Origin of the sequence: Bradyrhizobium sp. ERR14 (genome assembly GCF_014198235.1) — a bacterium.
Classification (GTDB): domain Bacteria; phylum Pseudomonadota; class Alphaproteobacteria; order Rhizobiales; family Xanthobacteraceae; genus Bradyrhizobium.
The window spans coordinates 145,081-155,749 of record NZ_JACIHD010000015.1; the positions used below are offsets into that span (position 1 = coordinate 145,081).

Annotated in this window: 6 protein-coding genes; 2 read left to right on the top strand and 4 right to left on the bottom strand. The window is 57.8% G+C overall.

Features of this window, described 5'->3' with window-relative positions:
* Positions 1–2: 2 nt before the first annotated feature.
* The 4 genes from GGD62_RS30400 to GGD62_RS30415 form a co-directional block, all read right to left on the bottom strand.
* Complete coding sequence (locus GGD62_RS30400) at positions 3–1,793, bottom strand: nickel-dependent hydrogenase large subunit (RefSeq protein WP_183711831.1); 1,791 nt, start codon at positions 1,791–1,793, stop codon at positions 3–5.
* A 12-nt stretch (positions 1,794–1,805) separates the two neighbouring features.
* Positions 1,806–2,906 carry a hydrogenase small subunit gene (locus GGD62_RS30405; RefSeq protein ID WP_179733133.1) on the bottom strand — a complete coding sequence of 367 codons (1,101 nt, stop codon included), beginning with the start codon at positions 2,904–2,906 and terminating at the stop codon, positions 1,806–1,808.
* Positions 2,907–3,737: 831 nt separating this feature from the next.
* Positions 3,738–5,009 (bottom strand): serine hydrolase, encoded by a 1,272-nt coding sequence (locus GGD62_RS30410; RefSeq protein WP_183711832.1) that lies wholly within the window; start codon positions 5,007–5,009, stop codon positions 3,738–3,740.
* A gap of 78 nt (positions 5,010–5,087) precedes the next feature.
* Positions 5,088–5,777: a molybdenum ABC transporter permease gene (locus GGD62_RS30415; protein WP_183711833.1), complete on the bottom strand. Its 690-nt coding sequence runs from the start codon at positions 5,775–5,777 to the stop codon at positions 5,088–5,090.
* Between the two features lie 1,164 nt (positions 5,778–6,941).
* Between GGD62_RS30415 and dctA the strand changes: the two genes are divergently transcribed.
* The gene (gene dctA / locus GGD62_RS30420; protein WP_104461864.1) at positions 6,942–8,252 is read left to right on the top strand and encodes a C4-dicarboxylate transporter DctA; all 1,311 of its coding nucleotides are present in this window, start codon (positions 6,942–6,944) and stop codon (positions 8,250–8,252) included.
* Positions 8,253–9,352: 1,100 nt separating this feature from the next.
* On the top strand, positions 9,353–10,669 hold a 1,317-nt coding region (locus tag GGD62_RS30425; protein ID WP_183711854.1), incomplete at its 3' end, for a PAS domain S-box protein.

Consider the following 10,669-nt stretch of genomic DNA (forward strand, 5'->3'; position numbering starts at 1 on the left):
CGTTAACGAACCCTGATTGAGGCCATTTCCTGGCCGTCAGGACTCATCACGTGGGTCGAGCAAGCCAAGCACGGATCAAAGGAATGGATCGTGCGCAAGATCTCCAGGGGCCGCTGCGGATCGGCCATCGGGGTACCGATCAGGGAGGCTTCAAAAGCGCCAATATTGCCCTTGTGATCGCGAGGAGATCCGTTCCACGTCGTCGGCACGACACATTGATAATTGTCGATCTTGGCGCCCTTGATCTTGATCCAGTGCCCAAGTGCACCGCGCGGGGCCTCACTGAACCCGAAGCCCTTGGCCTCCTTGTGCCAGCTTTCCGGCTTCCACCTACTGACATCGGCAGTTGCCGTATTGCCTGCCTTGATGTGGATTACCAGCTTATCTTGGAAATAACGCATCTGATGCGCCGCCCACTGGCATTCGAGCGCCCGAGCTGCAGTACGGCCAAGCGTCGAGAACAGCGCAGTCAGGGGAAGATTGAGCCCGTTGAGCAGTCTCTCGGCCGGCTCCTTGAACTCGGCTTTGCCTTGTGCATAACCGATGATGTATCGCGCCAATGGCCCGACCTCCACGGCGTGGCCGCGCCAGCGCGGCGCTTTGATCCAGGAATACTTGCCGCCTTCGTCGAGTTCCTTGATATCTGTCTTGTTGCCTTTGAGTTTTGGCCCAAGTTCAAAACGCGGCTCGGTGATACCGTCCCAGGGATGCAGTCCACAGCAATCGCTTGGGTATTTATACCATGAATGCGTGACGAATTCCTGGATCTGCTCGGGATCACCATGGTCGATCGGCAGTATCTCCTTGAGATTGCCACCGAGAATGACCCCACGCGGCAGCTTCAAACTTTTGGCGGAACAGTCATTTGCGATTTCGGGGATGTCGCCATAGGACATCACGCTCTTGCTCGAAAGTCCGCCGCCATGAAGCCAGTCCTTATAGAACGAGCAGATCGCGGCAATGTCGGGCAGGTAGACCTGCTCGACAAATTCGATCGAACGGTCGATGATCGAGGACACGATGTTCAGACTCTCCATATTGATCGCACCCACCGCACCAGTTCCCTCGATGTTGATCGCACAGGGCACGCCGCCGACCAGCCAGTTCGGATGCGGGTTCTTACCACCATAGATAGCTTGGATCTTGACGATCTCCTTCTGGAAGTCCAGCGCTTCCAGATAATGCGCTACAGCCATCAGGTTCGCTTCCGGTGGCAGCTTGTAGGCCGGATGCCCCCAATAGCCATTCTTGAACGGACCGAGTTGTCCTGATCCGAAGAATTTAGTGAGCCGGATCTGCAAATCCTTAAAATAGCCAGGGGACGACAGCGGCCAGGGCGAGATAGACTGCGCGAGCGCAGAGGTCGACTTGGGATCGGCCTTGAGCGCGGAGACCACGTCGACCCAATCCAGCGCGTGCAGGTGATAGAAATGTACGAGGTGATCATGCACGAGCAGGCACAGCTGCATGATGTTGCGGATCGAATTGGCATTCTCCGGAATGGCAATTCCTAGTGCATTTTCAACCGCGCGCACGGAGGTGAGCGCATGCGTGCCGGTGCAGACCCCGCAAATCCGCTCGGTGAACGCCCAGGCGTCGCGCGGATCGCGCCCGCGCAAGATGACTTCGATGCCACGCCACATCGTCCCGCTTGAGACCGCATTGCGGATCACATTGCCGGAATCGAGATTGGCTTCGACACGCAGGTGGCCTTCGACCCGCGTCAGCGGATCGATGACGATTCGCCTGCCTGAACGATCGAGATTGAACCCGTTCGGTGTCTGGACGGCCACCGTCGCCCCTCCTCAACTCGGTTTGCTTTCTTGGGCTGGGCGATCCGGCTTGTGGGTCAACCGCTTCACGGCGGTGACCGCCGCATGGGCAGCGACGGTTAGCCCAACTACGCCGGCAGCGGCCATGCCGATCTGGTCGGCGTTCTCCTCGATGCCGAATTGCCTGATGGTTGTGAGTCGGTCGTAAAATGACCCCTTATCCCAGAAGCCGTCTTCCGAGCAACCGAAGCAGCCGTGGCCGGATTGAATCGGAAATGAAACGCCGCCGTTCCACCGCAGGGCCGAACAGGCATTGTAGGTGGTTGGCCCCTTGCAGCCCATCTTGTACAGGCAATAGCCCTTGCGTGCGTACTTATCGTCCCACTCTTCGACGAATTGACCAGCGTCGAAATGGGAACGCCGATAGCACTTGTCGTGAATGCGCTCGGAATAGAACATACTTGGACGCCCTTGGCTATCGAGCTCCGGAAGCTTTCCGAACGTGGTGATGAAAGTCACAAGGCCGCTCATGACCTCTGCGATAGGCGGGCACCCGGGCACCTTGATGATCAGCTTGTTGGTGATCACCTTATCGATCGGTACCGCGCCAGTCGGATTGGGCTTGGCCGATTGCACGCATCCCCATGACGCACACGTGCCCCACGCGATGATCGCCATGGACTCTTCCGCCATGGACCTTAGCTTTTCGACGAACGGCTTGCCGCCGTCAATGCAGAACATGCCACCCTCGTTCAGCGGTGGATTGCCTTCGACGGCGAGCACATACATACCTTTGTACTTGGCGCGAGTTTCCTCCAGGATGGCTTCGGCCTGATGTCCTGCCGCCGCCATGATCGTATCGTCATAGTCGAGCGAAATCATCGACAGCAGCGCGTCCTTGATCAAGGGATGGGCCGAGCGGATAAAGCTTTCCGAGCAGCAGGTACACTCGAGCCCGTGCAGCCAGATGACGGGCACACGCGGTTTGGTCTCCAGGGCGTTGGCAATACTGCTTGCGGCGAGTGGACCAAGCCCCAAGCTCGCGGCAGTCAAACTACAGAATTTGTGGAAACTACGACGCGTCATACCCTGACGTCTGATCACGCTGTAGAACGTTTCCGTTGCACCACCCATGACGCCTTCCACGTGAGTTGTCGTCGGCCGTAACGAATTACTGACATTCAGCAAGAAACAAGCCACCGAAGCGAAACACCTAACAGATACCAAGCAAGCGCTTCGGAGTTGCGGACTGGCGAAACGAGCCAACGAGCCACAAGCTGCGCCATTGATCTGTCATGCTAATGGTGTCCGGTTTTGGACGTTCATGTGAGCACTTCGACAGAGCAGCACGATGGTTCACCACTGCATGGCGGCTACGTCATGCTCGCTCTTGCACGACCGCGACACTCACGTGTCATGCCGGTTGTTGAATAGAATTGGTGCAGTTGACGGGCACCGGACTGCCCTCCAGTCTTAATCAGAATTGCAGATTGCTGTCCAATGGGGCGTTAAAGCCGGTCATAGTCGCAACTGCGCAAGCAGCCCGCACGAAAGCGGCTGTCGAGCGACGAAGAGAAGCCGCAATGTGAGCCGGGATGCGCGCACTGCCTTCGCTTTCTAGGTCTGGTCAATCCGATCTACCTTTGATTCAAAGCGCCTCTCTCTACGGCATCGCTGCAAGATCGTGGGCGAGAGCCTGGACGTTCACAGCCATCACAGGAGCGTTCATCGCGCAAGCCGACCGATAGCCATGTGCGATCGTCTTGGCGCATCGCGACACCAAACCCGCTTCCAAGAGTTTCTTCGCGATAGCGGAGGCGATCTCGATGTTGAAGCACTAGCGCGATCCGCGCCAACGCGGCTAGCAGGTAGCGGGCCCGACTTTCAGTCGACATCGATCCGTAGTAGCAGCACTGTCTGTCGACTACCCAAAACGGTTGGCCTAGCCTTTCGGCGGAAAGCGGACTATCGAATTATTGCAGCATAGACGATATATTGGACCTGTTCGCGGTAATACTTCCGGATTTCTCCGGGCGCTGCCGTTCCGACCACCACGACGAGACGCTCCTTTGGGTCGCAGAAAAATTGTGTGCCGTAGGCGCCAGTCCAGCTAAACTCACCTGGATTGCCCGGAACCGCCGAGAGACCCTCGTTTACGCGTACAGCTACTCCGAGCCCGAAGCCGAAGCCGGCACGGTGCGCCTCCACGTTGGCGACCTTATTTTTGATCTCTGCCCCGAGGTGGTCGGAAATCATGTGGCGCACCGTCTTAGGACCGAGAATGCGCTGCCCATCGAGCTCCCCACCGTTGAGCAGCATTTGTCCGAAACGCACGTAGTCACCGACTGTCGCAAATGCGCAGGCTCCCCCACAGTCAAACTTCGTCGGACTTTCGAGGAGCTCGATATCCTGTGGCTTTCCCGTCAGCGGGTCGCCTGGAAATGGATGCGCGAGGCGCTCGCGTTGCGATTCCGACAAATGGAAAGTGGCATCCTGCATTTCGATGGGCTTCCACAGATTGCTGGCAAGATAGTCGCCCAATCGCTGTTGGCTGACCTGTTCCAGGACAGCTCCCAGCACATCGGTCGAGAAGCCGTATTCGAATTCCGTCCCCGGTTGGTGCGCTAGCGGCAGCTTGGTGATGGCTTCGATGAACTCCTGCTTATCGCCCCTCAGTGGCGGAGCGGCGAAATGGGGATAGAGACGCGAAACTTGGTCTGAGCTGTCGAGGGGCACACCATAGGTGAGCCCGGATGTGTGGCGATATAGATCGTGGATGTAGATCGGAGAACTCTGCGCTTGAAATTCTAATGAACCGTCATGCTGTGGCACTCCCACCTTCATGTTTGCGAATTCCGGGTAGTAATCCGTGAGCCTGGCCTGTAGAGGCAGCCGACCCTGCTCCATGAGTATAAGCCCGGCAACGGCCACCATCGGCTTGGTCATAGACGCAAGCGCGAACATCGCGTCGAGCCGCATCGACTTTCCTTTTGCAGGATCGAGTTGCCCGTACGCCTTGTAGTGAATCAGCTTGCCGTCTCTGGCGATTGCAATCACTGCACCCGGCACACGTTGACTCGCGATTTCGCGAGCGAAGAACTCGTCTAGCCTAGCGAGGCGATGCTGAGAAACGCCGACGTCATCGGCCGTCGCTTCGGGCAGAGGCGCGGAGTGCACTGAGTGCACTGAATTGAAGCCAATTACAGCAGCCGCCGCGGTCATAACAAGCTTGTTCATTGTAGCCTCGCAAGGATTGATGGATCCGGCTTGCAATACTGCTGCTCGGTCGAGATCGGATATGTCCGGCCGGCAAGCCTAAGACGGTTCGGTGCCTCTCCTGGCACAGTGTCTGTCGATGAGGGATAAGGTGAAGATGGCCGCAAAGGCGAACATCACCATACCGCCGGCAAGCACACTCGCCTCGCGCCAGCGCGATGCTTGGACGTAGTCTACGACGTAGGCTGACAACACCTTGGTGCGCCCAGGAATGTTACCGCCGATCATCATCACGACGCCGAATGTGCCGATCGTATGACAAAAGCCAACGATGGCGGCCTTAACAAACTCCAATCGCGCCAGTGGCCCTCTGATGGTAATGAAGGCATACAGCGACGAAACGCGCCCCGTAGTTTCCAACGAGCGATCCCCTATCCCGACAAAGGCGTTACGGATCGGCTGCACCACCAAGGGCAGTGCCGAGAGGACCGATCCGATCACGATTCCTGCGAAGGTAAAAGCGAGCGTGCGCTCGCCCCACAAAGAGGCGAGAACGCCACCCGGTCCGTTGGGGCCGAGCAACACGAGTACGCAAAAACCGAGAGCCGTCGGCGGTAGCACTAGCGGCAGGGCGATCAGCGTCGCCACCGCCTCACTCAAAAGAGTCTTTGAGCGCGCTTGCCACCAAGCGAGGGGCACACCAATCACGAGGAGGATCACGGTCGTTACGCTGGCGAGCTCAATCGTGAGCGCAACGGATTGCGCAATCTCTGCCGAAAAGACATCCATGTGCGTCAGCCCAAAAGTGAAAGCGGATCGTCTTATGGGCCCAGTAACCGCCTGCACGTCCGGCTCGCGCAGGTATGTGGCGCGGATCGCCCTCTAGTCGCGCAGCACTTCGTGGCGGCCGCCACATTCACGCGCGTCGTTTCTACGAGCAAGAGCAGCATCGCAAGTTTCATCGGCAACTCCTGTGACAGGGCCGCTTCCATCCATCTGACGGCGGCACCTCCTCGTTCGAAATCAGCAATTCCTGTGCCGCGGGCGAACTGTGGAGCGCTCTATGCGCAACGTGGGAGCAATTCGCATAGACGTCGACGTCGCTGTGGCGTGGACCTAACGCTATGTCAGATTTCTGGCAGCTTTGTTGCCGAGCAGACAGCGACAGCCGCGCAACGATACGGCAGAATTTGATGCCGCCAGAGATGCCTATTTGGTTCTGTCGGTAGCTCAAACGCCGCACTCGCCGCGCCGGTAATGGAACGGATCGCAGGAAGCCTGCCCTTTGGCAGCTCGCGAACGATCTAGCTGAGTAATCATCTTAACGCTGCTTCTGCGACGCGGCAAAAGGCGCGAGGGGCCGAGAGCGAAGGTATCCTGCCTAATGCGAATCGCTAGCACAGGCCTGGAGATAAATGCCCCGTGCACGAACGAGCCTTGCCGCTCGCGACAACGCAGTGCATCGATTCAAGATTATTGGCGCGCAATCGAGCTCCTAAACAGGCTTCCATCGCGTGGATGAGTGCTATCCAAACTATCAATTTTACCAATGTCATCTACTCTTGCATCCATCTCGGCAGTCGGCGCATATCGATCACGCTCGGGCTTCCATCCCGAGACGGGACTCCGCTAATGCGCCCAGCCGATCAAGATACGCGTCTCGTTGCAACTTTTTGTTCGACCTTGCGAACGCGAGCCGAGCACTCAAGCCGATGCCGCCAGGAGACAGACGGTTTGTCCGAGACTGCCCAATCGGGCGCACTTTGGGCATCTGGTGCATATCTTGCTTAACGAGAAGGGATAACGCAACTAAACGCCTGCCTTTGGAACGACGCGCCCGCTCTCGGAACCGTCCTTCAATCGGACACGGCTAAAATGATGAGTCTCGTATGACGCCGTCGTCTCTCAACGACGCGGCGGCTCACATTCGAGTATATTCGGGAAGGAAGCGTCATGACCACCATGGCAACAGCGGCGCCCGCACGCGCGTCGCAAGCTTGGTATAAGATTCTCTACGTGCAGGTGCTGATCGCGATCTTGCTTGGCGCCGTGGTCGGTTGCCTATGGCCGTCTGTCGCGACCAATGACTGGGTCAAGGCGCTCGGTGACGGGTTTATCAAGCTCATCAAGATGGTGATCGCGCCGATTATTTTCTGCACCGTCACATCTGGTATTGCGCATATTCAGGATGCGAAGAAAGTCGGGCGCGTCGGCGTCAAGGCGCTGGTCTATTTCGAGATCGTCTCCAGCTTTGCCTTGGTGTTGGGCCTTCTTATGGGCAATCTGGTCCAAATCGGTCATGGTCTTGCGGTCAAGCCGGATGCTGCGGCGGTCGCCAATTACGTCAAGCAGGCGGAAGCCTCGAAGACCGTCGATTTCTTTCTCAACATCATTCCCGATACCGTGGTCGGCGCCTTCGCCCGCGGCGATGTTCTGCAGGTTCTCCTGTTCGCGATCCTATTCGGCTTTTCGCTGATGGCGTTGGGAAGCCGTGGGGAGCGGCTGCGAGGCATGATTGACGACGTCGCGCACGCGGTGTTCGGCGTGATCGCTATCATTATGAAGGCGGCCCCGATCGGCGCCTTCGGCGCCATGGCCTTCACTATCGGCAAGTTCGGGCCGGCAGCACTCGGCAATTTGATCGGTCTAATCGCGCTGTTTTACGCGACGGCGGCGTTGTTTGTCGTGGTCGTGCTCGGTTTGATCGCGCGCCTCATCGGCTTTTCAATCTTCAAGTTCATTGTCTATATCAAGGACGAGATTCTGATCGTGCTCGGCACATCGTCCTCTGAAAGCGCGCTGCCTCAATTAATGGAGAAGCTCGAGCGGCTGGGCTGCTCCAAGCCCGTGGTCGGCCTGGTGGTGCCAACTGGCTACTCCTTCAACCTCGATGGCACCAATATCTATATGACACTTGCGACATTGTTCATTGCCCAGGCACTTGGGGTCGATCTCACCTTTGGCCAGCAGCTCACGATCCTGCTCGTGGCAATGCTAACGTCGAAGGGAGCAAGCGGCGTCACCGGCGCGGGCTTCATCACGCTCGCTGCGACGTTGTCGGTGGTCAACCCAGCGCTGGTGCCGGGCATGGCAATCGTATTTTCGATCGATAAGTTCATGAGCGAGGTGCGTGCCCTTACTAACATCACCGGCAATGGCATCGCCGCCGTGTTCGTATCCTGGTGGGAGGACGAGCTCGAGCACGCGACGCTGCAAGCTCGGCTCAACCAGCCCAACGTTTCCACCACTATCGACACACGATGAGATAGGTTCCGGATCCTAACCGCCGCCATTCGAAGACGCGTCGATGCAAGCGAAGCCACATTTCTCATAGTTGAATCGACATAGCCGACTTGACACGGAGCCGGACCTTTCACGCGCGATCTCCAGTGCGCAGCCCTTGCACCGCGCCGCCCCCCGGCAGCCGCTCTGAAAAGATGCCAGCCGAGCAAAAGAGTCGGGGCTTTTCTAACAGTCATTTTCAAGCGCGTCTTTCGCCGTCAAGCTCCCGGCCATCTGAACGCTTCTCCGACATCTTGCCGTGCCAGATAACAGGACTGCGACAGAACGTGTCCGGTTGACGGACCCAGCTGTTGCTCCGCCTACAATTGCCCGTGTGCGCGGTCGCTGCGCTTGCCTCGTCCGACCAACGAGTAGCGAACTTGCTGACGCAACTCATCATCCCTTGTTACGGTCCGCGCTGCCGCATTAGATCATGATGGGTGTGATCAGCACGGATTAGATGGCACCTCGACAGAGCCGTGGCGGCGGCGTCGCTGCGCGCGCTCGATTCGGCCAACCACTCGGAGACAAGTCCTCCGCACCTAGGCATGATTGCCCTAGGGCATACAAAGCAGTCGCGTAACTTCGCCTTCGTATCTCGGCATATGACCATTGCTCTTTCTTCCGCATGACCGATCGTACCGGCGAGATGAGTGGTCCGGCAGCTTGTCTTTCTGGAGAAGCACCTGATACGCAACGTTGCATCACGCAGCTTCTTTCCGGTTGGGCGAGGCGCGCCTGATTGTTCCGGCACAGCGTCTTGACTGAACTGCAGCCGCTGTCCTCGTGCGGCTGGCGTGGAGTTGTCCTCGGCTGCAGCCTCGAGCGCCTGCCCGGGGATATCGGCAGCGGAGGAAAGCAGACATCTGAGGGTCGATTGCAGGCGTGTCAGCGGCCATATTGAAAGGTTTAGGGCAACTATACGTACGTCTGTGATGCAATTTTTCTCGGCGCGTGCTCAGTTCAGAAACAAGCAATTGATCTCGGAAGCGCTCGCCAGCGGGTGCTGGTGCCGAGTATTGCCCTATTTTTGCCTAAAATGTTATAGCTCTCCCGCCGGAGAACAGGCCGACGGTGTCAAAATGCGTAGCCCGATCAACAGCTTAGAACGTTCAGCCCTTCAGTTTACCTTCGGCAGCATAATGCTGGCCGTGGTAACACTGGCCTGCTTGTACCTTCACGCGCATTTCGCCGTGACGGCCTTCGCATATTTGTTAGTGGTATTGCTGTTTTCCCTGATAGGCAGCTTCATCGCGTCGTCCGCGCTTTGCATCGTAGCCATCGCTGCTCTCGCTTACTACTTTGCGCCGCCGGCATTCAGCCTGCGAATCGATGACCCCCAAGACCTGCCGGTGGTTGTTGCATTCTTTATTGCCTCGATTGTCGGAGCGCACCTGATCGCAAAGCTCCGCCAGGAAAGAGAGGCTGCGCGTGTGGTTGCGGCCAAGCTTCAGCGGAGCGCGGCCGATTTGGAGGATCGCGAAAAACGGTGGGGCGCCATCTTCGAGCACAATCCGGCCATGTACTTCATGGTCGATGAAGCCGGCACTGTGCTCAACGTGAATACATTGGGCGCGACACAACTTGGCTATGCTCGTGCTGAGTTGATCGGTCAATCTGTGCTGGACGTATTTCTTGAGGAGGATCGCGCGTTCGTTTGCGAATGCGTTCGGGCATGCCTTGAGGATGTCGGACAAACGCGCACGTGGGACGTCCAGAAAGTCAAGAAGGACGGCTCGGTGTTGTGGGTACGTGAAAGCGCTAAAGCCATGCTCTGGGCCGACGAGCAGCCCATTGTCCTTATCGCCTGCGAAGATATCACGGAGCGAAGGCGGACCGAACTTGCCCTGCAGCGGAGCGAAGCACATCTGGCCCAGGCGCAGGAGTTGAGTCACACAGGCAGCTTCAGCTGGAACGCCACTACGGGCGAGGCCTTCTGGTCAAAGGAAACATTTCGAATTTTCCAATTAGACCCTCAGACAGCGCCACCGGGGCCGCAGCTCGTCGTTGAGCGCACGCATCCAGATGATAGGGCTTCGGTTAGAGAAATTATCGATCGCGCGATGCGAGACCCGAGCGATTTCGAGCACGAATACCGGCTTCTGCTACCGGACGGCTCGGTAAAGCACATTCATGCGCATGCACGAGCGACGAGGACAGCCTCTGGTGACATCGAGTTTGTTGGGGCAGCTACGGATATTACGGCGGCGAGGCGAGCAGAACAGCAACTGCGCCGCAGCGAGGCCTATCTGGCCGAAGCCCAGCATCTCAGTCACACGGGCAGCTGGTCCTGGGACGTCTACGGTCTAGATTTCGTGTATCGCTCCGCCGAGGTCGATCGTCTGTTTGGCTTTAGCCCACAAGAGCCGGTATCGATCGAGACCATTCGATCGCGCATC

Excerpts from the sequence above, each read along its gene's own strand:
- GGD62_RS30405 (WP_179733133.1), bottom strand. The coding sequence starts at position 2,906 with ATGGGTGGTGCAACGGAAACGTTCTACAGCGTGATCAGACGTCAGGGT.
- GGD62_RS30410 (WP_183711832.1), bottom strand. The coding sequence starts at position 5,009 with ATGAACAAGCTTGTTATGACCGCGGCGGCTGCTGTAATTGGCTTCAAT.
- GGD62_RS30415 (WP_183711833.1), bottom strand. The coding sequence starts at position 5,777 with ATGGATGTCTTTTCGGCAGAGATTGCGCAATCCGTTGCGCTCACGATT.
- dctA (WP_104461864.1), top strand. The coding sequence starts at position 6,942 with ATGACCACCATGGCAACAGCGGCGCCCGCACGCGCGTCGCAAGCTTGG.